This window comes from Fibrobacter sp. UWCM (assembly GCF_900129735.1).
Lineage (GTDB): Bacteria > Fibrobacterota > Fibrobacteria > Fibrobacterales > Fibrobacteraceae > Fibrobacter.
The window spans coordinates 63,535-86,955 of sequence record NZ_FQWR01000012.1 but is presented as its reverse complement, the minus strand read 5'-3'; the positions used below and the strand labels follow the sequence as shown (position 1 = coordinate 86,955).

Below are 23,421 nucleotides of genomic sequence, written 5' to 3'. Positions count from 1 at the left end.
GCGCCACTATGACTATGAAAACGACAATCCTCGCTCTCGTACCGCTTGCGCTCCTTTTCGCCTGCAGCGAATCCACGCACACGAACTCGTCGTCTATTACCGACGATAACGGAAGCTATGCCGAAGATTCGTTCAATTCCAGTTCCTCCATCAGCGAACGACTCGACATCGAATACCTCGACACGATTGCTGCCGGCGATACGCTCAACTTCTACATGGAAATGGCCGACTGGGATACCGTCAAGGTCAAGCGCGACACGACCAAGGAAGATTCCAAGGATTCCTCCTACGTAAAGAAGGTCTGCCACGACGACGTCGTGTGTGTGGATAGCGCGAATTCCACCGTATCGCTGTTCCTCGGGAACTTCCCGAAGGGAACCCGCGTAAGCGTACTCGCCGCAACGAGCGGCATGGAAGGCGACACAATCCGTGTGAGAAGCGAGAAGGGCGAAAAGGCCAAGACTCTCCACCCCGTATGGAACGAAAGCAAGAAGGATTCCCTGTACAGTGACTACATGTTGCCGGGCTCGGGCGCCGACATGCTCCAGAACCAGTTCGTACTGTTCAGCGACGACTTCTATTACCTCGACCTGAAGGCAAAGTTCGACACGACGGCGCACCTGCGCGTCAAGGTTGACGTGGATACCGCCTACTACAACTACACGGGCGATTCCTCGCACGTGGATATCGACCTGCGCGATACCGTCCGCGGGATTCTCATTATCGGCAGCGCCCCGAAGAACATCGAGATTGCGTTCAACGTTAAGACCGGCTTTAGCGTGAACCTCTCGGTGCAGGGAGAAGGCATCAACAAGTACGAACTCACCGACAAGGACGGCAAGACATACTCCCCCGCCGCCGACTCGCTCGATACGCTGCTCGTGACCAACGATTCCTCGCAGTGGACGCTCAAGCTTACGCCGAGCAACGTGGTGAGCTTCCTCTCCGGCCCGTTTGCCACGTTCGAGGCGGCCACCCGCTTCCGCAGGCTGAACCAGGGCGAATACCTCGCGAAACCCGACTCCATCGTCTACCCCGGCGATACGCTCACGATTGTACGCCCCGCGAACGACTCCACCAAGTACTACCTGCGCCAGGACCACTACGTGTGGCTCGCCGACCTCAAGAAGGGCGACTCGCTCATCGTTTACCACGAAATGGAAGGCTACTGCAAGTACGGCGAATGCAAGGGCACGCCGAGAGCGTACTACGCCCTGCTCAACGCCGATGGGGATTCTGTCGGCACCATAAACAGCCTCGAGCACAGTTTCAAGGCAAAGAGCGACGGCCCCGTGTACCTGCGCTACCTGCAGCTCAATTCCAAGGCGCTCACGGACTCGAACCTCACCCTGAGGACGTTCATCCAGAGGCCGGGCTCGCTCGATTCCCTCAAGTTCTACAACGAGGAGAAAGAGAACACCTACACCTCCATGCGCGTCAAGGCGGGCGACACCGTGAAACTCGCCGACTTCGCGTTCCAGACCGTCCCCTACAAGACGAGCTACAACGTCAAGTGGTACGTGCCCTGCGAGGACCTCACTACCCTCGGGACGGCCTCCTACATCAGCCAGCTGGAAAACTGCAAGAGCGAACAGGAGATTTCCTCGTTCTACCTGATAGCGCAGCCAGATGCGGCCGACAAGGACGCCCGACTCATCGCCCAGAGCATGGCAGACCCCCTCATGAGGGACACCCTGACCGTAAACGTCCGCTAAAAAGGCGAATTTTGGGTAAATTTCGGGCAATTTTGGGGCAAAAACGCACCCGAATCGCCCCAAAACCTTGAATCCGGCAACGGATTTGCTATATTTGCCCTCACTTGCAAGTCGCGCCAAGCTCTGCCAATTTGCAAGTTTAACCAAAGAGCTTCCTCAAAGAGGTATAATATGTCCTCCTTCCGTGGACCCAAAGGCAAGGTCGCCCGTTCCCTGGGCATTGCCGTTTCTCAGAAGACTCAGAAGGCGCTCGACCGCCGCAACTTCGCTCCCGGCCAGCATGGCCAGAACCGCAAGAAGTCCGCTTCTGTGTACAAGCAGCAGTTGGTCGAAAAGCAGCGTCTCCGTTTCACCTACAACATCTCCGAAGCTCAGCTCGCCAAGGCATACAAGGAAGCTAACCGTCGTGAAGGTTCTGCTGGTGACAACCTGATGATTCTTCTCGAAACCCGTCTTGACGCTCTCGTCTACCGCATGGGTTTTGCTCGCACGATTTTCGCCGCCCGCCAGTACGTGACCCACGGTCACTTCACTGTGAACGGCGTCCGCAGCTTCTCTCCGGCCCGCCTCATCAAGGCCGGCGACGTGATTGCTATCCGCGAGCAGTCTAAGGAACACGTCCAGATCAAGGAAGCCGCTGCTAACGCTCCGGCCGCTCCGGAATATCTGGAAGTCGACACGAACAAGATCGAAGGTAAGCTCGTGAAGCTCCCGCTCCGCGAACAGATCCCGGTCAAGCTCGAAGAACAGCTCGTCGTGGAATACTACTCCAGGTAGTAGCAATCTCAGACGCAAGTTTGAAAAGCACACCGCATCTGCGGTGTGTTTTTTTGTTGCTCACGACGGCTCCAGAACCGAGTCCTAGATGCTAGTAAAACAAAAAAGACGATTTGCTTTGCGCAAATCGCCTTTTTCTGCGGGTGCCAGGACTCGAACCTGGAGCGGGGTTACGACCGCTCGTTCGTCGTTCCTAGTGCAGAACCGCCGGTTACTCACTCGCTCTCGCGTTCACGCCCGGCTTCCGCCCGGGCGCGACCTGCTCGCAAAGGCTCCCGCTTCTCGTCCCGTCGCAGGTATAAACAAAAGACCCCTCTCTTACCGAGAGGGGCCTTTTCTGCGGGTGCCAGGACTCGAACCTGGAGCGGGGTTACGACCGCTCGTTCGTCGTTCCTGGTGCAGAACCTCCGGTTACTCACTCGCTCTCGCGTTCACGCCCGGCTTCCGCCCGGGCGCGACCTGCTCGCAAAGGCTCCCGCTTCTCGTCCCGTCGCAGGTATAAACAAAAGACCCCTCTCTTACCGAGAGGGGCCTTTTCTGCGGGTGCCAGGACTCGAACCTGGAGCCTTTTGGTTCGTAGCCAAACGCTCTATCCAGTTGGGCTACATCCGCTTGAGTGACCCCAAATATAGCATTATCGGTTGAATTGTCAAGGGATTTTTCTAAATTTGTTTCATAAATTCTTCTTTTTTTTGAATCTACGATGGAAAAAGTCAAGCCCATACTCAAGTTCTGCCTTTCTTATCTCAAGAAACTGTTCACGAACAAGAAATTCGTCATTGCCCTTGCAATCCTATGCCTCCCGGTGATTGCCGGGTTCGTCACTGTCATCGTAGTCTACAACCACTACCTGCCGGAACTCCCGTCCCTCTCGCAGCTCGAACAGATCAACCCGAAACTGGTGACCAACATCTACGACATGAACGGGAAGATCGCGCACAAGTATTTCGTGGAACGCCGCGAATGGGTCAGTTTCGACTCCATCCCCGAAAACGCAATCCACGCCGTCATGGCGACCGAGGACCGCGCCTTCTACAACCACTGGGGCATGAACGTCTGGGCCATCCCGTCGGCAATCATCGAGAGCGCCCTCAGCGGCAAGCAGCTCCGCGGCGCCTCCACCCTCACCCAGCAGTTGACCAAGCTTCTGTTCCTTACGCCGGAACGATCCATCTCCCGTAAGATCAAGGAAGCGATGACCGCCATCCGCATCGAACAGACCTACACCAAGCAGGAAATCCTCGAGTTCTACATGAACGAGGTGTACCTGGGAGGCGGCAACTACGGTTTCCAGGCGGCAGGCAAATACTACTTCGGGCATGCGCTCGACAGTCTCTCCATTCCGGAATACGCAGTCCTCGCCGGTATGCTCAAGGCCCCCGAATCGTACCGCCCCGACCGCCACCCCAAGGCATCGCTCGAGCGCCGCAACACCGTCCTTTACGCGATGTACGACGCGGGCTACATCAGCAAGGAAGATTACCACAAGTACGTAGCGACCCCCATCGTGCTCGCCGAAAAGGAACCCGAGAAGGGTTCGGGCCTCTACTACTACGAAGAAATCCGCAAGTACATGGAAAAGAAGTACGGGCAGAACTCGCTCTACGCCGACGGCGTCTCCATCTACAGCACCATCGATCCCGAAATCCAGGAAGTGGCCGACAGCGTAGCAAAGGCGCTCGTCACCAAGTACCGCAACGAATTCAAGAGGAAGGCCATCAAGAACCTGAAACTCGCCGACAAGTACAGCATGGAGCCGGACAGCATCCTCGCCCACTTCGACAGCGTCTACACCCTGTTCAAGAAGGAATACCTGAGCAAGGACACCTCCTCGAACATCAAGAAATGGCGCTACCCGCCCGAAGTCCGCTACCACGACGTGGAAATGGCGATGGTCATCATCGAGAACGAGACGGGCGCAATCCGCGCGATGGTCGGTGGCAGCGACTTCAACGAATCCCGCTTCAACCGCGCCGTGCAGTCGCTCCGCCAGCCGGGTTCGAGCTTCAAGCCCATTGTCTATTCCACCGCAATGGATAACGGCGCCAGCCCCTGCGACTCGGTGAACGACGCCCCCATCACCATGACCGACGAGACCGCGGCGACCGGCATGTGGCGCCCGCACAACTCCGAAAAGAACTTCGAGGGCATGATGACGCTCCGCAAGGCGCTCTACCGCTCGAAGAACATCCCCGCAGTCCTTACCGCATCGAAGTACGGCCTGAGCAACGTGGTGAACTACGCCCGCGCGTTCGGCATCCGCAAGGCCCCGCTCGTTGCAGTCCCGAGCCTCGCCCTCGGTTCCGTGGGTGCGACGCTTCTCGAAATGACATCGGCCTACACGGTGTTCCCGAACCTCGGTACGCGAATCGAGCCCTACATGATCGAATCCATCGAAGACAAGAACGGCGAGATTATCGAGAAGAACTCGAAGGTCGAAAGCGTGGTGATGAAACCCTCTTCCGCATACCTGATGGTGGATATCCTCAAGGACGTGAACATCCGCGGTACGGGCTACAAGATTTCGGCCAGCGGGTTCAACCACCCGAGCGGCGGCAAGACCGGAACCACAAACGACTACACCGACGCCTGGTACATCGGCTTTACCAAGCACTACACCATGGGCGTGTGGGTCGGCTTTGACCAGGCTGTCTCCATGGGCGTGGGCAAGACCGGCGGCAACTACGCGCTCCCCGCATGGCTTGCGGTGATGAGCAAGATTCACAAGGGACTCCCGCAAAAATCGTTCCCCGTACCCCCTGGCGTTATCGGCAAGGGCGTCTGCAACATTACAGGCAAACTAGCAGGCGAGTTCTGCTCCGAAAAGACTTACTGCCTCTACACCACGAACAACTACCCCGACGAAGTCTGCGATGGCGACCACTACAAGGTAAAAACCAAGTCCGCCGACGACGCGACGCTGTTCAGCAACAAGGGCGCCAGGGAAACATCGCCGACGACAACACAGAAAAAGACACGCAAGATGTTCTAGGCATATTTGCTGTTTTTTTGATGTAGAAAAACGTACCGTATCAGGCAGGGCTCACTCGACAAAGTGGGCCCTATTCCTTTATTTTAAAGGGATTTCGGCCATTTTGACCCTTAACAAAAAACTGTTTTTTTTCTATCTTTACGCGGAACTATGGAATGGCCGCACAACATAAAGTCACTGACCACGGACGAGCTCAAGGCTTGGCTCAGGGACGTGAACGAGAAGCAGTACCGTGCCGACCAGATCCAGAAATGGCTCTTCTGCCAGCAGGTCCGCAGCTTCGACGAGATGGTGAACGTGCCCCCAGCACTCCGCGACAAACTCGCCGGACAGTTCTCCATGCTCGCCCTCAAGGAAGACCAGCACCTGGTCTCTACTGACGGAACGGTCAAGTGGCTCTTCGAGACCCACGACGGCCACCACATCGAGACGGTCATGATTCCCGCGAACGGGCGCTTTTCCGTATGCGTTTCCACGCAGATCGGCTGCGCCCAGAACTGCGCCTTCTGCCGCACCGCAAAGATGGGCTTCACCCGGAACCTCGAGGCGGGCGAAATTCTCGAGGAAATCCTCCACGTGAACTGGTACCTGAAGGACAACGGCATCCTCGATGCAGACGGCAAGATTGCCCAGGTGACAAACATCATCTTCATGGGCATGGGCGAACCGCTCAACAACCTGGAACAGGTCCACCGCGTGTGTTGCACGCTGCATAACCAGAGCCTGTTCAACATGGGCGCCAAGCGCATGACCGTAAGCACCTCGGGCGTCGTTCCCAAGATCAAGGAACTCGTGGACAGGAACACGCCCTGCTGCCTCGCCGTAAGCCTCAACAGCACGAACAACGAGTACCGTTCGTCGGTAATGCCGGTCAACAAGGTATGGCCCATCGAAAAGTTGCTCGAGGCGGTTGACGAATACATCAGAAGAACCGATAATTATGTGACATTCGAATTCGTACTGATCCAGGGAATCACCTGCACCCCGAAGGCCGCGAAGGAGCTTATCCGAATCTGCGCGCCCCGCCGCGTGAAGGTGAACGCCATCGTGCTGAACGACGGGGACGACCCGACGCTGCACGCGCCGACACCCGAGGAGGTGGAGGATTTCCTTGCCGCAGTACGTGCTGCCGAAATTCAAATAACGATCCGCAACCCGCGGGGTCGGGACATCCTGGCCGCCTGCGGGCAACTTGCGTACAAAAAGGAAGGTAAATAATGTTAACGCAGAACCTCCCGGAATTCTGGGACAATCTCTATGCCAACGGCAAGGATTACTGGAATTTCAAGAAGGCGACTCCTGCCCTGCTCGAATTTTTCAAGCACCCCTCCTGCCCCGCCACCGGCTCCGTGCTGATTCCCGGCGCAGGTTTCGGCTACGATGCAGAAGCCTGGGCCAAGCGTGGCCACGACGTCCTCGCCGTCGATTTCGCCGCCACCGCGGTGGATGAACTCGACCACCTGAGCCGCGCCCACAAGAACCTGCGTTCGCTCGACCTCGACCTGTTCACGCTTTCGCCGAAGGATGCGAACCGTGGCGGCCAGCAGTTCGACATCGTGTACGACTACGGCACGTTCTCCGCAATCCATCCGGGCCGCCGCGACGAATTCTTCGAAGTGTGCTACCGCATGATGAAGGATGACGGTGTCCTTATCCTGTTCCTCTACCCGCTCATGAACGGCAAGACCCTGCAGGGCCCCCCGCACCCGACGAGCGAAGGCGAGCTCATGGCACGTCTCGGCGGCGTTTTCGACGTTGTCGAACGCATCAAGCCGGTAAACAGCCTCCCCGAACGCGAGGGCAAGGAAGAAATCTGGCTGCTCAAGAAGTGCCTGTAATCTAGAACGGCTCTACAAGCATACAGACGAGAGAAAATATCTCTCGTCTTTTTTGTATACAAGCGCAACTAAACAGAGTGTATTCTCTTTCAAATTTTTCTATTTTTTCATCAAATTTTCTACGCGGCCAAGCCGCTTCAACGAAGACACAAGGATTGAATTATGACTAAAGATTTATGCCCCTGCGGATCTGGTAAAGAATACGGCGAATGCTGCGAACCCATTATCAAGGGTACAGCTCTCGCCCAGAGCCCCGAAGCCCTGATGCGTTCCCGCTACACCGCATACGCCAAGCACGAAATCGCATGGCTGAAGGATTCCCTCGAGCCCACCCAGCGCGGCGACTTTGACGAACCGAGCGTAGAGGCCTGGAGCCGTGAATCCGAATGGCTCGGCATCGAAATCAAGCAGACCAAGACCGAAGAAGAAAAGAACATCGGCTGGGTCGAATTCAACGCCCGCTTCAAGCAGGGCAACGTGACCCGCAACCACCACGAACTCGGCGAGTTCCACAAGGTGGGTGGCGCATGGTTCTTCTACGACGGCCGTGCCGTGAAGCAGGAAACCGTGCACAAGGAAGGCCCGGATGTCGGCCGTAACGACCCGTGCCCGTGCGGATCTGGCAAGAAGTACAAGAAGTGCTGCGGCGCTGGCAAGTAAGGAATAAGAGATGTTCAAAGTTTTCGTAGATGGCGAAGCAGGGACCACCGGCCTGCAGATTTATGAGAGACTCGCAAAGCGCACCGACATCGAAGTGTTGCGCATTGCCCCCGAACTCCGCAAGGACATTAACGAGCGCAAGAGGCTCATCAACGAGTCCGACGTGACGTTCCTGTGCCTGCCCGATGCTGCGGCCGTCGAAAGTGCTGCCCTCTGCGAAAATCCGAACACCCGCGTGATTGACGCCTCCACAGCGCACCGCGTGAACCCCGCGTGGACCTACGGGATGCCGGAACTCAGCCCCGCCCAGCGCGAAGCCATCGCGAAGGCCAAGCGCATAGCGAACCCCGGCTGCCACGCCTCGGGCTTTATCCTGGGCGTACACCCGCTGGTTGCCGCAGGAATCCTCCCGAAGAGCGCTAACCTCGCCGCCTACAGCATCACCGGTTATTCCGGCGGCGGCAAGAAGCTCATCGCCGAATACGAAGAAGCCGCAGCTCTTTCGCATGCTGCCGGCGAATCGAAGGCCATCATGGCTCCTGCCCCGTACGCGCTGGCACTCGCCCACAAGCACCTTCCCGAAATGAAGAAGTACTGCGAACTCGAGAACACGCCGTTCTTCAACCCGGTGCTCGGCCCCTACTACAAAGGCATGGCGGTCACGGTCGCCATTTTCGCGAACGAACTCACCAAGAAGGTCGGCCCCGAAGGCCTCACCGAAATCCTCGCCAAGCATTACGAAGGTTCCCGCTTTGTGAAGGTGATGCCCTATGAAGCAGCCCCCGTGCTGTTCAACGGCCGCCTTGACGCCACCGTCTGTAACGACACGAACAACGCCCGCATCCAGGTTTTCGGCAACGAGAACGTGATGCAGGTGACGACGATTATCGACAACCTGGGCAAAGGCGCCAGCGGCGCCGCCATCCAGAACATGAATATCGCCCTCGGGCTTGACGAAGGGATTAGCCTTTAATGTTCCTAGACGAAAAATCTATTGAAGTTCGCTCCGGCAAGGGCGGTGACGGCATCTGCAGTTTCCATCGCGAAAAGTTCGTGCCGCTCGGAGGCCCTGACGGCGGCGACGGCGGTCGCGGCGGTCACGTGATCCTGCAGGTGAACGAGCAGTACTCCACGCTCCTCGACATGGGCAACGCACGCGTGTACAAGGCGGAGAGCGGCCAGCCGGGTGGAGCGAAGCGCTGCACCGGGCGTAGCGCCGAAGACCTCATCGTCGATGTCCCGCGAGGCACCATCGTGAAGGATTCCGACGGGCGCATCCTCGCAGACCTCACGCAACCGGGCCAGAAGTGGATTGCTGCGCGCGGCGGCAAGGGCGGCATGGGCAACCAGCATTTTGCGACCCCGAAGGTGCAGGCGCCCCGCAAGTGCACGCCCGGCGAAAAGGGCGAAAGGCGCGAACTCTTCCTGGAACTGAAACTCATGGCCGACGTGGGCCTGGTCGGGTTCCCGAACGCGGGCAAGTCGAGCCTCGTGAACAAGATTTCGAGCGGACGCCCGAAAGTCGGCGACTATCCGTTTACCACCCTCGAACCGGTGCTCGGCATCGTGCAGACGAACGGCCACAGTTTCGTGGTCGCCGACATTCCCGGCCTGCTGGAAGGCGCCAGCGAGGGCAAGGGCCTCGGTCACCAGTTCCTCAAGCACATCGAGCGCACGCACACGCTGCTGTTCGTGATTGACGGTTTTGCCGAGAACGCCTACGAGCAGTTTACCGTGCTCAAGAGCGAACTCAAGGCATTCCACCCGAAGCTCGCCGAAAAGCCGTTCGTGATTGCACTCAACAAGGACGACCTCGGAATCGAGAATGCCATCAAGGAATTCAAGAAGCACCGCCAGAAGGTCATCGTGACCTCTGCCATGACGGGCGACGGCTGCAAAGAACTCGTGCAGGCTCTCGACGAGGCTGTCCCGCACGTGCAGAAGAAGAAGGTCGGCTGGGAATCGAAGTCCCTCGAAAGCAGCAAGGCCAGCGGCAAGAAGAGCGGCTGGAGCAAGAAGGCTTAGCGCATGGCAAAAAAGGAACAACAGAGCACGCCGGTCATCATGAACCGCAAGGCGAACCATCTCTATTTCGTCGACGAGACGTTCGAGGTGGGCATCATGCTCATTGGCTCCGAGGTCAAGTCCATCCGCGACGGCAAGTGCACCATCGGTGAAGCCTGGGTGGATGTCGACGACAAGAAAGACGAAATCTGGCTCATTGGCGCCCGCATCGACGAATACCTTTTCGCGAACAGGTTCAATCACTTTCCCGCCCGCAAGCGCAAGCTGCTCGCCCACGCGCACGAAATACAGAAAATGCGCAAGGCGAAGGAACTGAAGGGTTGCACCATCGTCCCGCTGAAACTATACTTTAAAAACAGACGGGCAAAACTCGAAATTGGAATATGCAGAGGCAAGGATCAACGCGACAAGCGACAGGATATAATCAACCGCGAAGCGAAGCTGGAAATGGACCGCGCCGCAAAGGCACACCGCTAGTTTTCGCCCTGTTGCTGATGGTCGGCTGGGCACTGTCCTTCGCCGATGTCACCGCGGTCGACGCCGAATCCGTATCCCAAAAGATTGGCGCCTCGTTCCACTGGTTCCCCGTCCAGAAATCGTTCATTCTCGTTACCCAAAAAGATACCGCGAAATTTGCGGTCGGCATCCCCTACGCCTCGGTGAACGGCAGTACCATAGACCTCGCGGCGAGCCCGGTTCTCGAAGATGGCCACCTGTGGATTGCCGAAGAAGACGTGGGTAAGCTGTTCCCGCCCAAGAGCGAGGCAACGGCCGCGAAGGCAACTGCCGCGAAGGCTGAACCCGCGGCAAAGGCTGAGCCCGTAGCAAAAACCGAACCCGCGAAGGCCAAGCCCGCAGCAGCGCCCGCAAAGGCAGACCAAAAGGCGGTTACCGCAACCAAGCCGAAGAACGAGACCGCGGGCACGCGCGAAGTGAAAACCATCGTAATCGACCCGGGCCACGGCGGCAAGGACTCCGGAGCGCTCGGCAAGAACGCGCAAGAAAAGGACATCGTGCTCGCCGTCGGAAAACTCCTGAAGAAGGATCTCGAGAAGGCGGGATTCAACGTGAAGATGACCCGCGACAAGGACGTGTTCATCGAGCTCGGGCAACGCGCGAACCTCGCAAACCAGTGGGACGGCGACCTGTTCATTAGCCTGCACTGCAACGCCATCGACGCGACCCCCGAACGCAAGAAGCAAATCAAGGGCTACCACGTGTACGTACTGCGCGCCCCCGAAAGCGAAGAAGACAAGGCGATTGCCCGCCGCGAAAACAAGGTGGCCACGCTCTACGGCGAAAAGAACGCGAAAGAGGAACTCTCCCCCATCGAATGGTTCAAGCTGGAAGCGCGCCTCGAAAAGTACAAGCAGAACAGCTATATGTTCACCGAGGAGATGCTCAAAGCTTTTGACGGCGGCAAAATCAAGCGCCAGGCCGGCGGTGTCGGCGGTGCAGGGTTCATGGTGCTCGTGGGCGCGCTGATGCCTGCAGTGCTGTTCGAAATCGGGTTCATCAGCAACCTCGAGGACGAGGCCTACATGATGAGCAAGGCCGGCCAGCAAGATATCGCCGAACGCATTTCGAAGGCCGTGAGCACCTACAAGGCTGCAGTGCACAGTTATCGCGAAACGCTCGGGCGATAAGCCTCCCCCCAAAATAATCCGGCTTTGCTATTCCGTTATTTCGTCAAGTTGTTTTTCGATTAGATTTAGACATTCCCAAAAGATATCTTCGTACTTTTCCCGATAGAGTTCGGTCATCTCGGGCGTTCCGTCCGCACAGGTCTTGGTCTTCGCGATGTATCCGTTAAACCAGCATTCGGAATCGTACTTCAGGCTCACGTATTCCAATCCATAATACTGCCCCATTTGATAGGGGTACAGATTCCCTCTCAGGGTCTTCTCTTCTCGATTGATGATGCTATCCAGGAACGCCCTTTTCGCTTCGGGCAGGGTATCGTTTTTATCAAGTTCCTTCACTATCTCTTCGTACAGTCCCTTCTGCACATCGACAAGGACATCTACAAACATGGCGAAGGAATCCCGCGGGCAGTTCGTGACCAAGTCTTCGGGCACGGAGCTAGAAGAACTTTCCGCCACAGAGCTGGAACTGTGCGTCTCGTAGTATTCCTTTTCTGTAACATAGGCAACGTCACCCTCTTGCGCATATAAACTGTAATTTTTGCCATCGGAACATTTTAGGTACGTGACCTGATAATGGGGGCAGACACGTGACACGACACCGTAAACTGTCACCGGCTCCTGAACGGCGCCGCACGAAAACAGTTTTTCTTCCCACTTGTTCAAAATCTTTTCCGAGACCGTGGTATCCTTTTTCAGGAACTCCTGCAAATCCATGCAAGAATAGTACGGTTCTGTAGATCCGGAGCAGCGTTCCTCCAAGAACTGGAACGTGGAGCAGGTTATGGATGGGTCCTGCGCCAACCTAAGCTGTTCGCCACTTGAAGAACTCACCCCGTCAGACGAAGAACTCTGCGCGAGCTCAAGCCCGGACGAAGATTCCGGCACCTGTTCCTCCGAAGAAGAACTTGAAGGTTGCGGGGAATCCGAAGAAACACCCCCTAGGGCATCGGACGAACTTTCCGGTTCGAGACCGGGGTTCACTCCCGTCACACCGGTCGAAGAATCAGAATCACTGCCGCAACTTGCCCAAAAAAATCCCATAACGGACAGGCAGCTCAATCGGATAACTCTACGAATATTCACACTTCCTCCTTTTTCTCCCATAAATATATTCTTTTTTCGGCTCGGTAATAATTTATTCAAAAAAAAATGTGGACAAAATGTAAAAACCGGATGCATACAGCACCCGGCTTTTACATTCTTGCTTGAAATTGCCGCGCAATGACAAAAGCCTCTTTCGTCTTTCGTCTATAGCGAGCGATGCGAGCGTTCTTTCGACTATTCCGCTGCGTCCATGTCGGCTTCGTCGATTTCGGCGTTGTGGTAAACGTCCTGGACGTCGTCGTGGTCTTCGAACTTGTCGATGAGCTTCAGGAGCTTCACGGCATCGTCGTGACCGAGCTTAACCGGGTCGTTGGCAACGTAGGTGATTTCGGCGCTCATCATCTCGATGTTCGCGGCTTCGAGAGCCTTGGAAACAGCGTCAAACGCTTCCGGAGAAGTCGAGATTTCATGCACACCGTCTTCGGTGCTCATGTCTTCGGCACCCGCTTCAATCACGAGGTCCATGACCTGTTCTTCGGGGTACTTCTCGGCATCGACGACAATCACGCCCTTGTAGGTGAATGCCCAGGACACGGAACCGGATTCACCCATGGAACCGTTGTTCTTGTTGAAGATGTTGCGGATTTCGGCAACGGTACGGACCTTGTTGTCGGTCAGGCACTGCACCATGATGGCAACACCTGCCGGGCCGCGGCCTTCGTACAGCGGTTCCGTCATTTCGGTACCGGAGTTGGCACCCGTACCCTTGGCGATGGCGCTCTCGATGTTCTTGGTCGGCAAGCTCTGGCTCTTGGACTTGAGGATTGCCGCACGCAGACGCGGGTTAGCATCGGGGTTTCCGCCGCCGAGCTTGGCAGCAATGGAGATTTCCTTGATAAGCTTGTTCCAAGCCTTCGCGCGAGCGACGTCAGTCTTGGCTTTCTTGCGTTTGGTGGTGGCCCATTTGGAGTGACCGGACATAGATTACCTCTAATATACTAGGTTGTGAAACTTACTTTTTCTTTTTCATCATGAGGCAGCGCTTCTTCTCCTTGGGAGTCAAGCCCGGATCATCGCATTCATCGCCTCTAGATGCCTTTTTCTTCTTTTTCTTCTTTGGCTGATCTTCCTCGTCAGCCATATCCTTCATGCGCTGCTTCTTCTTCTCGGAAACAGACACTTCAGATTCCTCCGATGCCGCGCTCTTCTTGCGCTTCAGAGCCTTGAGTTTGCCCTTGTCCATCGGGTCGGCAGAAGCCTTCGTGATGGCCTTCTCGTACTTGCCGCCCCAGATATTACCGAGCAGCGAACCCGAAGAGAGCGCATCGTTCAGGCCCGACTTGGACCAGTCGTCATCGACCGGCGGCAAGAGCTTGAACTTGAGGTTACGGATCGTGGTAGGTTCGTCATCATAGTAAAGCATGATGTCGAAAAGGCCCACCTGGTATTCCTCGCCGTTCACTTCCACCGGGGAATTGTCGATGTAGGCAAGCACCGCATAGAGGTCGCCCTCGAAGAGCGCCTCGCGGATGGATTCCGCATCGCCTGTCGGGGAACGGACTTCGCCAATCGCCTGGAATGCCCACGGAGCAACGTCCACCTTCAGGGAGAACTTGAGTGTACCGGGCTTATCGGTATCCTTCAGTTTCAGGAGCGCTCCGGAGAACGCCTGGAACTTCGGTTTAATCGAACCTTCCTGTGCATAGCCGGCCATGACCAGCGCTAGCACGAGCATCATGATTATCTTTTTCATAGAACCTATCCTTTTCCCCAATCCAAAAGTTAATTCTTGAAGAACAGAGCCTTGGCAGCCTCGAACATCGGGTCCTTTTCATCCGGGTTGCGGCATTCGGTGTAAATGCGCACCTTCGGTTCGGTACCCGACGGACGCACGAGCATCCAGGAGTCGTCTTCGAAGATGATCTTCACGCCGTCGAGCGTGAGGAGCTGCTTCACGGTCTTTTCGTTCTTGCCGACCATGACCTTCGCACCCGGCTTCGCGATCGTTGCGATGGCATCGACCTTGGCCTTGAGCGGGGCACCCACGAGGGACTTGTCCACTTCGAAGCCCGAGCGGGTCGGGTAGAAGCGGCCGTATTCCTCATAGAGGGCGTCGAGGTATTCACCGAGGTTCTTGCCGGTCACCGCCATAATTTCAAGAGCGATGAGGAGGCCGAACTGGGCGTCCTTCTCAAGCGTGTTGTTGAGGCCCGAGATACCGTCGGATTCTTCGAAGGCAACGAGTGCCTTCTGCTTCGCATTGCGGCTGAGCCACGGGCGGAAGTTCTTGAAGCCCACCGGAGTTTCCATCACGGGCACGCCGAGCTTTTCGGCAATGATGTTCACGAAGTTGGAGGTCGCGACGGACTTGGCCACGCAGCCCTGTTCCTTGCGCCAGGTCGCCATGTAGTGGAACGCGATGGCACCGAACTGGTTCATGTCGATTTCGCGCGTACCGTCGTAGAAGCGGATGCGGTCGCCATCTGGGTCGAAAATCGCACCCAGGCGGAATTCGCTCTTGCTTTCGTCCAAGACCTTGCGGACCTTCTCGAGGTTCTTGCTGGACGGTTCTGGAGCGATGCCGCCGAACAGGGAGTCATCCTCGTTGCGGAGCGTGATGAGGCATTCCGGATTGTCGAGCAGCGCAGCCGGACGGCGGCGGGTAGAGCCGTGCACGTGGTCGCACACGAGGGTCAAGCGGCCCTTCTTGATGAATTCCTTGATGCGGTCGAACTTGATGGTGCCCTGCTTGACGAGGAATTCCTTGTAAATCTTGAGGGAGTCGATAATTTCCCAGTCAACCTTGCCCACCGGTTCAAACTTCCAGGTGGCCATCATCTCGTTGCTGAGCTTGGTAATCACGTTCGTGATTTCCGGACCTGCAGGACCGCCGTCAGCCGGGTTGAACTTGATGCCGTTGTAGTGGCTCGGGTTGTGGCTCGGGGTCATGTTGATGGAGCAGGCGGCACCGAGCATCTCGATTGCCGCGCTGAATTCCGGAGTCGGCATTTCGCCACCGTAGTAGACCTTCACGCCGGCCTTCGCGAACTGGTCGGCAACGGCCTCGCAGAATTCGTGACCGAGCAGGCGGTTGTCGTGACCCACGACCACGCCACGCTTCTGGAGTTCGGCAAAATTCTTCACACCGAGGGCTTCGAAAAGTTCCGGAGTAGCTTCCTTATAGAGGCGCACGATAGCGGCACCCACCACCTGCAGGTTGCGGAGCGTAAATTCAGAACCAATTTCGCCGCGCCAGCCAGACGTACCAAAGCTCACCTTGGCGGGCTCCTGGGAGGTCAGGGCGACCTGCTTCACCTGTTCGACCAGACCCATGTCTGTTGCGGGGTTGAATTCCGGGGACTGAATCTTTTTCCAAATCTGCGTAATGTTTTCCATAAGGGTTCCTTTTGAGTTTTAACGCGGAAAATTTAGAAAAAAAAGTGTTTTTGCAGGACACTTCGCGAATGTTTGAGGCACATCAAAACATATTCGAAACGCCCTATTCGACCATTCAACATACTCGTAATCTATTACGTATCAATACTTTACATTTATTGTACAGCAAGCGCCAAGCCGATTTAATTTGCGCCAACGCCCAATCCATAGTTTGTATGTAGTCCCCCGACGGTAGGCCAGTTTCAGCCAAACTCCCGCCTATAACTCTCTCTTTTTCTTTCGTCTAATGCTATATTTATGACACTATGCAGATTACAAAAGCTTCTCAACTTACTGGTGTTTTCCCCGCGTTGTTCACCCCGCTGATGGACGACGATCCCAAGTGTCTCCGCAACTCCGTCGACTACAAGAAGATGGAAAAGATGATTGACGACCTTATCGCTTCCGGCGTTTCCGGCATTCTCCCTGTGGGTACCACGGGTCAGAGTGCGACAGTCACCCACAAGCAGCACCTCGACATCATCAAGTTCACGCTGGACTACGTGGATGGCCGCGTGCCCGTGATTGCCGGTGCAGGCAGCAACTGCACCCGCGAATCCGTCGAGATGATCGAAGAAGTCCTGAAGATTGCGGAAGTCCCGGTCCTCTGCGTCACGGGTTACTACAACAACCCCTCGCAGGAAGGCATCGAGAAGCACTTCAAGACGCTGAGCTCCGAAACGGGCGCTAAGATTATCATCTACAACGTGCCGGGCCGTACCGCCAGCTACGTCCACCCCGACACCCTCATCGCCCTTTCCGAAGACAAGAACATCATCGGACTCAAGCAGGCGGTCGATTTCCGCATCGGTGAAAAGTTCCACGAAGACACGAAGCGCGTGATTAACGAAACCAAGAACAACGACTTTGCCGTTCTGAGCGGCGAAGACGGATTCTTCATCGACATGCTCGAGATGGGCGGCACGGGCCTCGTGAGCGCAACGGCGAACATTCCCGAAGCGGCCAAGATTTTCGTGGACCTGTACAAGGCTTTCCAGAAGGGCGAGTTCCAGAAGTGCGACGACCTGCAGGACGCCGCTCGCGACTACGTGGAAGCGACCTTCTGCCGCAAGAACCCGATTCCTCTGGGAACCATGTTCAACAGCCCGCTCTTCCAGCCGATGACGAGCGTGAAGGATACCGCCCGCGGTGACGAAGCCGTGGCCCGCATCATGAAGCTCATCAACGAAAAGGCCGAAAGCCTGAAGAAGTACCACGTTTAGCTATTAGTCAATAGTTGTTGGTTACTAGTTGAATATTAGGCGCCTGCGGCGCGATTATAAGAACTAACGACCAATGACCAAAGACTAATGGCCACTGAAGTTTAAAATAGGAGATAATACTATGGCCAAGAAATCCATTATTGACGAAATCTGCGACTACATCAAGAAGCAGAAACTCTCCCCCATTCCTGTTCAGACCCTGAACGAGGAAGCAGAATCGACCCGCTACTTCGGCGGCGACCTCAAGGAATTCATTGCCGCGGCCAAGACGCTCGGCGCAAAGGGAATCTTCGTGGAAGAACTCTACCTCGAAGACGACGAGTTCTACTACGACAGCGGCATGGACGATGACGAGTACATGGCGCTCTACGGCAACGAGAACGTGGAATGCAAGTGCTGCGGCGAAGACTGCAAGTGCGGTGCTTCGGCAGGCTCAGCAACCGGGAAGAAGAAGGCCAAGGACGACGACAGCGATGTCGACGCCGTGTACTTTGAACCCGAGGACCTCGACGGTCTCGACCTCACGCTGTTGAAGCCGCAGATGGCGAAGTTCCTCGACCGCATCGGTGAAGCCTGCGGCGCACGCCTTACGGTTCCGGGCGTCGACCACCTCGAAGTGGAAATCTTCGCCGACTGGTACGACGAGTTCGCCGAACTCGTGGACGAGGCTTCCGAAGCTATCGAAATCGACCCGACCGACGCTCTCCGTCAAGCACAGGCCGTTTACGAAGCCGAAGAGAAGGCTGCAAAGGCCGTGAAGAAGATTGCGGCTCATCCGCCGAAGGGTAATAAGAAGACCGCAAAGTCCAAAGGCAAGAAAAAGTAATCTGGTCTAAAAACTTTGTATTAAACGGCCCGCACTGCGGGTCGTTTCTTTTTTTGCGAGCTATGCGGGCATTTTGGCCCGAATTAATGCGGGCGGACAGAGGCTTTCAGGCATTTTGGCGGTGAAATCAGGATTTTTTCAGTTTTTTTACCGCCACTTTGTTACGTTATATGTAGTAATTTGGTTCAGTGAGGAGAATTTCTGAGCGATGTGGCGGTGATTTCTCCATATTTTCTCCAATTTCACCGCCAAAGAAAGCATTTCAGCGCAACATTCCCGCACTTTTACTACATACAAAGTAATTTTTGGCGGTGAAATCAGGATATTTTTTGCAATTTCACCGCCACTTTTGCAATTTAGAGGTTTCAATGCCCGAGACGACGAACGAGCGGTATCACTGTGAGCCGGAGGCGACTCGTATTGACGAGTCGTCGAAGGCGAGAGCGAGCGAGGTGCCGGAGGTTTCAATGCCCGAGACGTCGAGCGAGCGGTCTTACTGTGAGCCGTAGGCGACTCGTATTGACGAGTCGTCGAAGGCGAGAGCGAGTGAGGAACCGGAGGTTTCAATACCCGAGACGACGAACGAGCGGTCTCATTACCTACTACGCCAACGGGAAGACGTGACCTTGTCGAACAGCCCGAAATAAAACACCGGTTCTCCCCTGTCGGGGCTGTACCCTACCTCGAAGCGAATGCGGTCAAGCGCCGGAATCACGAGATGCACTCCGCCATAGACGGCACCCTCGTAGTTATCCCAGCCGGGGCGGCCCTTGTCCCAGAGCAGGCTCCCGTCGAGGCCCGCCACAAGTTGCACACCGTAGAAGAAGTTCACACCCATCACGCTTGCGGCCCGGCGCTCCAGCAGTACAAAGCGTTCCTCGAGCGTGAGCAGAGCCTCGTGGGTCCCGAGAGAGCCCGAGTCGGCCTCGTGCCCGCGAAACGTATTGGCTCCGCCATGGTAGTAATAGTCGTAAAATTTCACGTCTCCCGGGCGGTAACGCACGAGCGCCGTCGCACCTGTTACAAAGCGCCCGAAGGTCTTGTAGGCCCGCGCATCGGTCAGGAGTTCCCAGTAGTTTTCGCCGTTATCCCTGTTGCAAAAGCGCGATTCCATTTCGACCGGTTCTTCGGATTCGATATTGGCGCCGCACGCAACATATTCTTCACCCGCGCCCACGTGCGTAAGCATATATTCGAAATACACGCCATCGCGCGTGTCGAGTTTGCTGTCACGATAATCGAAAGCAAAGCCAAGCCCCAATTCAGGAAGATTCGCAAAGTCCCTCAACCGACGGTAGGCGGCAGTCCCCAGCAGCGACAGGTGCGGCAAGAACTTGTATTCCAGATCCAGGTCAAGCAAGATGCTTTTTTCCTGGAAATCGCGGATGTTGTCGTAACTGTCGGTCAAGAGGAACTCGAAGTTCCACCCGAGCGGAAGCCCGAACAGGTAGGGGGAACTCGCATAGAAGGCCGCCTCGTTCTTGTCGAAGAACGGGTCCACCGTCGTGCGGTACTGCACCTCGAGCCGGATATCCTCGCCTGCCACATTGATGTTCGCAAGCGCGGCTCCCAACATCAGACCGTCGCGGTCGGTCTTCTTGCCCGCGGGTGCGGGAATCCAGCGGAAGATTTCCTTGAAGGAATATGTGAGTTTTACGAGACCCGGTTCGGCAGGCTCACCGGCCTTTTCGCAGGAAACGGAAACCTCGGTGAACAGGTCGAGATCCTGCAGGCGGAGCTTTTCTGCCTCGAACTTTTCGGCAGTGAACGGTTCACCCTCACGGTTCACGAGTTCGCGCTCCACCACGCGGGGGTTCGTGTGCTTCAGGCCTTCCAGCCGGATAGACTGGACAACGGTACCGTCGGTACAGGTAGCCTGGGCGGCAAGGCCAAGCGATGCCAGCAGAAGCGCGAGGGCCGATGTCTTTACATAATTTGTCACCATCTATAAAATAGAAAAAACTCGGTACCCACCGGACAGGTACGGGCTGCCAGCGCACAAGAGCTCCTGCGAAATTTTTTATATTTGCAGGCGAAAAATAGACTGTTGAGGTTCCCTATGCTAGATTTTCTTGCCAACTACTGGCCGTGGCTCATCGCCGTTACCGTTGTCGTGCTTGCCGTATTCGCGTTCCGCGGGCTCCGCAAGGCACTCAAGGAAGGCGGTGGCGCGTTCAACCTTGAAACCATCAAGCGCAACACCGACCCGAACTTTGCTGCTCTCAAGCAGAAGTCCAAGGCCCTCCTCGCCGATGCCGACATGATTTGCGAAACGAAGGAAGGCAGCAACCTCGTGATGCCCAAGAAGGAAGACATGATGTTCTTCCGCCGTGCGGTGAAGCAGAAGTACAAGCTCGCCATGTTCCTCGTGCCGGGCACCAACAAGGTCGTGTACTTCTTCTGCAAGACAGAACAGGGCCTGCGCCGCCGTATCGAGAACCTGGTCATCAACCAAAAGTTCCGCGAAGGCAAGCCGCCCTACATGGACGTGGCCACCGGCGAAAAGCTGAAGTACCCGAGGTCGTAATTAGACAAGAGACCGCTGCGCTGGTAGACGAAAGATTTTCTTTCTCGTCTAGCAAAAGCCCCGCCTCATGACGTATAACGATTTAGCATTAGCCGAAGAAGAATGCAAGCTTGAAGCGGCTCTTGCGGAGTCGCGCAACTTGTTGATAGAGGCGCCCACCGGATCGGGCAAGTCGCTGTTTATCCCCTACTTTTTAAGCAAGCACTGCAAGGGGCGCGTCGTTGTACTGCAACCGCGCAGGATTGCGGCACTTTCGCTTGCACAGTTCTCCGCAAAGTTGCACAACGAGCCCTGCGGCAAGACCGTCGGCTACCAGTTCCGGCAAGACAGTTGCAAGAGTACTGGCACGCGCATTTTATTCCAGACGTACGGAAACTTTCTGCAGGAACTTTTACACGGCAAGTGCGATGCGGAATGGATTGTGTTCGACGAATACCACGAGCGCAAGGCCGACATGGATTTGCTGTTCGCGTATTTTAGGAATACCGAACGGCCTCGTATTGCGGTGATGTCGGCGGCGCTGAACCGCTCCGAACTCGAAGCGGTTCTCGGCGTCAAGTGCCTAACGCTCGGCCATCCGCTTTACCCCGTACAGATTATCAACCAGACTCCCGCCACAGGAAACTCGCTCGTCTCGGGCGTGGGCCTTGACGCCGAAGTGGTGCGGGCGCTAAAGACGCTCTACCGCAACAACATCTGGCAAACCACGCTGGTATTTTTACCGGGAAAGGCCGAAATCGCCCGCTGCCACAGCGCCGCCGCCGAAGCGCTGGGCTCAAACTGCGCCGAATTCCTGGAACTGTACGGCGGGCAGGACCGCGAAACGCAGGATCGCATTTTCGAGGTCACGGAACGCCCGCGGGTCATTTTCACCACGAATATCGCAGAGACATCCATTACCGTCCCGAATGTTACAGGCGTAGTGGATAGCGGCATCGAGCGCGTAAGCATCTACGACGACAGCGAAAAGGTGAGCGTTCTCCGCACGCTCCCCATCTCGATGCAGAACGCCATCCAGCGTAGCGGCCGCAGCGGCCGTACGCAGAACGGCTGCGCCATCCGCCTGTGGAGCGAGGAAAGCGAGAAGCGCATGCCGCGCGGAATCATTCCCGAAGTCACACAGATTGAGCCCTCGGAACTGTTGCTGCAGAAGGCGGCACTTGAATTAGATGAAAGACGAAAGCGGACAGCACTTAGCGATTTATCGCTTAGTGCGCATGGCCACCAAGGTGGGACGATAGACGAAAGTGGTTCAAAAATTTCGCTTCCTACAGCCATTCCGGAGACACGCGAGCAGGCCGCCACCAAATTACTTGAGGGTTTCGGAATGCTCAAGGACGGTGCCATTACGGAACTTGGCCTCAGGGCCATCCGCACTCCGGTTTCGAGCATCCCGCTCGCGCTACTCCTCGCTACGGCAAACGGCCCGCAGGACCTCCCCGACCTGCTCCTCGCAGCGCTCGCGTGGATTCACTCCGGCACGGAGTACCTGCAAAAAACGAAGTACCCGCAAGATGTCTTGACTCTTGCCGCCGACACGCTTTCCAAGACCGTAAGCGCCCCGCGGGAGGTGACGTTTACTCTCCGGCAGTTGCGGGAATACCGGGACACACTTGCCGCGCACGGCAGAAGCGAGGGGGATACCTCCCCCGCCATCCGTTCACTTCTCTGCAAGCAGCTTCTCAAGGCATTCCCGGACAGGCTCGCCACCCCGAGCGGCAATGCATATAAACTTGCAAACCAGAACGTTATCCGGTTGCAGGTCAGCGAACCGCCCTACGCGATTCTCGCGCTCAGCATGCTGCGCACCGGCACCACCAAGTCGGAACTGAAGGTAAACCTGTTTGCCCCTATCGCGCAAGAAATGCTTGCCGGCAAAAGCGCGCAGGCCCGCTACGAACTGCTGTGGCGTAGCGGACAGGAGCGTTTCATCGGGGTCGAAGTTAGCGAAGCCGCAAATGCGGACGGGAGCACTACGGAACTATCGCGTAAGGAAATCCTCACGCAAGAGGCACCTCCGAAGGTTCTCGAAGAACTCAAGAAGCTTACCGTCGCCGCTTGGAAGGAAAAAATCGAGAAGGAAAACTGGAGCGGACGCTACCTCACCGAAGCCGTCCAGACACTCCTTACCAAGATGCGGCTCGCCGCAAAGCTATACCCGGAATACGGACTGCCGGAATTCAACGACGAGGACATGGAAATCATCTTCGATGAATTTGCCGACGGGAAATTCCTGCTTCGCGACATCAACGAAGACCGTTACAGGAATATCGTGGAAGATTATTTCGGCAAGTCGATGCTCGCCTGGCTCGGGAAGACATTCCCCGACCATTTCATACTCCCGAACGGCAAGCGCGCCCGCTACAGCTACCAGGAGGTCGCCACCGACGAGATGCTCGGCGGGCAGGCGGTAGAAAGTGCAGAGGGCGTCCTGGTCGAAATTTCCGCCCGCATCGAGGACTTCATGCAGTTGCGCGGCGAGCACAAAATTGCAGACGGCAAACTGAAAGTGCGCTACGACATCCTGGCACCGAACTTCCGTACCATCCAGAAGACGTGGGACCTGACCGGATTCTGGCAGAACACCTACGCCGAAGTGCGCAAGGAACTGCGCGGACGCTACCCGAAGCACCCATGGCCCGAAAAAGTTATTTAGAAAAGACAAGGGAGGGGCTCGAACGACGGCCCCTCCCTAAAAAAACGGCTCCCCTTG

19 protein-coding genes and 1 tRNA gene are annotated in these 23,421 nt (G+C 56.3%); 14 read left to right on the top strand and 6 right to left on the bottom strand.

The features are described 5' to 3' along the window. Window positions 1–8 precede the first annotated feature (8 nt). Both BUB22_RS09510 and rpsD read left to right on the top strand, forming a co-directional pair. Window positions 9–1,715 (top strand): hypothetical protein, encoded by a 1,707-nt coding sequence (locus BUB22_RS09510; protein WP_073114925.1) that lies wholly within the window; start codon window positions 9–11, stop codon window positions 1,713–1,715. A 171-nt stretch (window positions 1,716–1,886) separates the two neighbouring features. Then, window positions 1,887–2,492 (top strand): 30S ribosomal protein S4, encoded by a 606-nt coding sequence (gene rpsD, locus BUB22_RS09505; protein WP_072811493.1) that lies wholly within the window; start codon window positions 1,887–1,889, stop codon window positions 2,490–2,492. 538 nt (window positions 2,493–3,030) lie between these two features. On the opposite strand, the gene BUB22_RS09500 is transcribed toward rpsD, so the two are convergent. Continuing rightward, window positions 3,031–3,104: transfer RNA gene (locus tag BUB22_RS09500), tRNA-Arg, on the bottom strand. 91 nt (window positions 3,105–3,195) lie between these two features. On the opposite strand from BUB22_RS09500, the gene BUB22_RS09495 reads away from it, so the two are divergent. From BUB22_RS09495 to BUB22_RS09460, 8 genes are all read left to right on the top strand, one after another. Beyond that, window positions 3,196–5,484 (top strand): penicillin-binding protein 1A, encoded by a 2,289-nt coding sequence (locus BUB22_RS09495; protein WP_083535483.1) that lies wholly within the window; start codon window positions 3,196–3,198, stop codon window positions 5,482–5,484. 150 nt (window positions 5,485–5,634) lie between these two features. Further along, window positions 5,635–6,702 carry a dual-specificity RNA methyltransferase RlmN gene (gene rlmN / locus BUB22_RS09490; RefSeq protein ID WP_072811500.1) on the top strand — a complete coding sequence of 356 codons (1,068 nt, stop codon included), beginning with the start codon at window positions 5,635–5,637 and terminating at the stop codon, window positions 6,700–6,702. Then, the gene (locus tag BUB22_RS09485; protein ID WP_072811501.1) at window positions 6,702–7,322 is read left to right on the top strand and encodes a methyltransferase; all 621 of its coding nucleotides are present in this window, start codon (window positions 6,702–6,704) and stop codon (window positions 7,320–7,322) included. Before rlmN ends, BUB22_RS09485 begins: the two co-directional genes overlap by 1 nt. A 162-nt stretch (window positions 7,323–7,484) precedes the next feature. Continuing rightward, a complete protein-coding gene (locus BUB22_RS09480; RefSeq protein ID WP_072811502.1) occupies window positions 7,485–7,982 on the top strand; it encodes a YchJ family protein in 498 nt (165 codons plus the stop codon). 10 nt (window positions 7,983–7,992) lie between these two features. Further along, window positions 7,993–8,955 (top strand): N-acetyl-gamma-glutamyl-phosphate reductase, encoded by a 963-nt coding sequence (argC, locus tag BUB22_RS09475; protein WP_073114924.1) that lies wholly within the window; start codon window positions 7,993–7,995, stop codon window positions 8,953–8,955. Further along, a complete protein-coding gene (obgE, locus tag BUB22_RS09470) occupies window positions 8,955–10,007 on the top strand; it encodes a GTPase ObgE (protein ID WP_073114923.1) in 1,053 nt (350 codons plus the stop codon). The genes argC and obgE overlap by 1 nt, the downstream gene beginning before the upstream one ends. A 3-nt stretch (window positions 10,008–10,010) precedes the next feature. After that, window positions 10,011–10,484, top strand: coding sequence for an SsrA-binding protein SmpB (gene smpB, locus BUB22_RS09465; protein ID WP_072811507.1), 474 nt, complete (start codon window positions 10,011–10,013; stop codon window positions 10,482–10,484). Between the two features lie 17 nt (window positions 10,485–10,501). After that, window positions 10,502–11,653, top strand: coding sequence for an N-acetylmuramoyl-L-alanine amidase family protein (locus tag BUB22_RS09460; RefSeq protein WP_073114922.1), 1,152 nt, complete (start codon window positions 10,502–10,504; stop codon window positions 11,651–11,653). Window positions 11,654–11,680: 27 nt separating this feature from the next. Here the strand turns inward: BUB22_RS09460 and BUB22_RS09455 are convergent, their stop codons facing one another. The 4 genes from BUB22_RS09455 to BUB22_RS09440 all read right to left on the bottom strand — a co-directional run bounded on the left by BUB22_RS09455 (window position 11,681) and on the right by BUB22_RS09440 (window position 16,093). Continuing rightward, entirely contained in the window at window positions 11,681–12,736 is a 1,056-nt protein-coding gene (locus BUB22_RS09455; protein WP_175547278.1) for a hypothetical protein, read from the bottom strand. A 195-nt stretch (window positions 12,737–12,931) separates the two neighbouring features. After that, window positions 12,932–13,678, bottom strand: coding sequence for a YebC/PmpR family DNA-binding transcriptional regulator (locus BUB22_RS09450; protein ID WP_072808032.1), 747 nt, complete (start codon window positions 13,676–13,678; stop codon window positions 12,932–12,934). Window positions 13,679–13,709: 31 nt separating this feature from the next. Next, window positions 13,710–14,450, bottom strand: a complete 741-nt coding sequence (locus tag BUB22_RS09445) for a hypothetical protein (RefSeq protein WP_072808035.1) — start codon at window positions 14,448–14,450, stop codon at window positions 13,710–13,712. A gap of 29 nt (window positions 14,451–14,479) precedes the next feature. Beyond that, window positions 14,480–16,093, bottom strand: coding sequence for a phosphohexomutase domain-containing protein (locus BUB22_RS09440; RefSeq protein WP_073114920.1), 1,614 nt, complete (start codon window positions 16,091–16,093; stop codon window positions 14,480–14,482). Between the two features lie 305 nt (window positions 16,094–16,398). On the opposite strand from BUB22_RS09440, the gene dapA reads away from it, so the two are divergent. After that, complete coding sequence (dapA, locus tag BUB22_RS09435; RefSeq protein ID WP_073114919.1) at window positions 16,399–17,355, top strand: 4-hydroxy-tetrahydrodipicolinate synthase; 957 nt, start codon at window positions 16,399–16,401, stop codon at window positions 17,353–17,355. A 121-nt stretch (window positions 17,356–17,476) separates the two neighbouring features. Next, on the top strand, window positions 17,477–18,181 hold the full coding sequence (locus BUB22_RS09430) for a hypothetical protein (RefSeq protein WP_073114918.1): 705 nt from the start codon (window positions 17,477–17,479) through the stop codon (window positions 18,179–18,181). A gap of 595 nt (window positions 18,182–18,776) precedes the next feature. Here the strand turns inward: BUB22_RS09430 and BUB22_RS09425 are convergent. Next, on the bottom strand, window positions 18,777–20,126 hold the full coding sequence (locus BUB22_RS09425; protein WP_073114917.1) for a POTRA domain-containing protein: 1,350 nt from the start codon (window positions 20,124–20,126) through the stop codon (window positions 18,777–18,779). Window positions 20,127–20,240: 114 nt separating this feature from the next. Here BUB22_RS09425 and BUB22_RS09420 point away from each other — a divergent pair, with 114 nt between their 5' ends. Together BUB22_RS09420 and BUB22_RS09415 are read left to right on the top strand one after the other, a co-directional pair. Then, window positions 20,241–20,708, top strand: coding sequence for a hypothetical protein (locus tag BUB22_RS09420; RefSeq protein WP_073114916.1), 468 nt, complete (start codon window positions 20,241–20,243; stop codon window positions 20,706–20,708). 67 nt (window positions 20,709–20,775) lie between these two features. Further along, complete coding sequence (locus tag BUB22_RS09415; protein ID WP_073114915.1) at window positions 20,776–23,364, top strand: ATP-dependent helicase C-terminal domain-containing protein; 2,589 nt, start codon at window positions 20,776–20,778, stop codon at window positions 23,362–23,364. The last annotated feature ends 57 nt before the right edge of the window (window positions 23,365–23,421 follow it).

Bases quoted from the DNA above. Each gene is read 5' to 3' on its own strand.
- BUB22_RS09510 (WP_073114925.1), top strand. From the start codon at position 9: ATGACTATGAAAACGACAATCCTCGCTCTCGTACCGCTTGCGCTCCTT.
- rpsD (WP_072811493.1), top strand. From the start codon at position 1,887: ATGTCCTCCTTCCGTGGACCCAAAGGCAAGGTCGCCCGTTCCCTGGGC.
- BUB22_RS09495 (WP_083535483.1), top strand. From the start codon at position 3,196: ATGGAAAAAGTCAAGCCCATACTCAAGTTCTGCCTTTCTTATCTCAAG.
- rlmN (WP_072811500.1), top strand. From the start codon at position 5,635: ATGGAATGGCCGCACAACATAAAGTCACTGACCACGGACGAGCTCAAG.
- BUB22_RS09485 (WP_072811501.1), top strand. From the start codon at position 6,702: ATGTTAACGCAGAACCTCCCGGAATTCTGGGACAATCTCTATGCCAAC.
- BUB22_RS09480 (WP_072811502.1), top strand. From the start codon at position 7,485: ATGACTAAAGATTTATGCCCCTGCGGATCTGGTAAAGAATACGGCGAA.
- argC (WP_073114924.1), top strand. From the start codon at position 7,993: ATGTTCAAAGTTTTCGTAGATGGCGAAGCAGGGACCACCGGCCTGCAG.
- obgE (WP_073114923.1), top strand. From the start codon at position 8,955: ATGTTCCTAGACGAAAAATCTATTGAAGTTCGCTCCGGCAAGGGCGGT.
- smpB (WP_072811507.1), top strand. From the start codon at position 10,011: ATGGCAAAAAAGGAACAACAGAGCACGCCGGTCATCATGAACCGCAAG.
- BUB22_RS09460 (WP_073114922.1), top strand. From the start codon at position 10,502: ATGGTCGGCTGGGCACTGTCCTTCGCCGATGTCACCGCGGTCGACGCC.
- BUB22_RS09450 (WP_072808032.1), bottom strand. From the start codon at position 13,678: ATGTCCGGTCACTCCAAATGGGCCACCACCAAACGCAAGAAAGCCAAG.
- BUB22_RS09445 (WP_072808035.1), bottom strand. From the start codon at position 14,450: ATGAAAAAGATAATCATGATGCTCGTGCTAGCGCTGGTCATGGCCGGC.
- BUB22_RS09440 (WP_073114920.1), bottom strand. From the start codon at position 16,093: ATGGAAAACATTACGCAGATTTGGAAAAAGATTCAGTCCCCGGAATTC.
- dapA (WP_073114919.1), top strand. From the start codon at position 16,399: ATGCAGATTACAAAAGCTTCTCAACTTACTGGTGTTTTCCCCGCGTTG.
- BUB22_RS09430 (WP_073114918.1), top strand. From the start codon at position 17,477: ATGGCCAAGAAATCCATTATTGACGAAATCTGCGACTACATCAAGAAG.
- BUB22_RS09425 (WP_073114917.1), bottom strand. From the start codon at position 20,126: ATGGTGACAAATTATGTAAAGACATCGGCCCTCGCGCTTCTGCTGGCA.
- BUB22_RS09420 (WP_073114916.1), top strand. From the start codon at position 20,241: ATGCTAGATTTTCTTGCCAACTACTGGCCGTGGCTCATCGCCGTTACC.
- BUB22_RS09415 (WP_073114915.1), top strand. From the start codon at position 20,776: ATGACGTATAACGATTTAGCATTAGCCGAAGAAGAATGCAAGCTTGAA.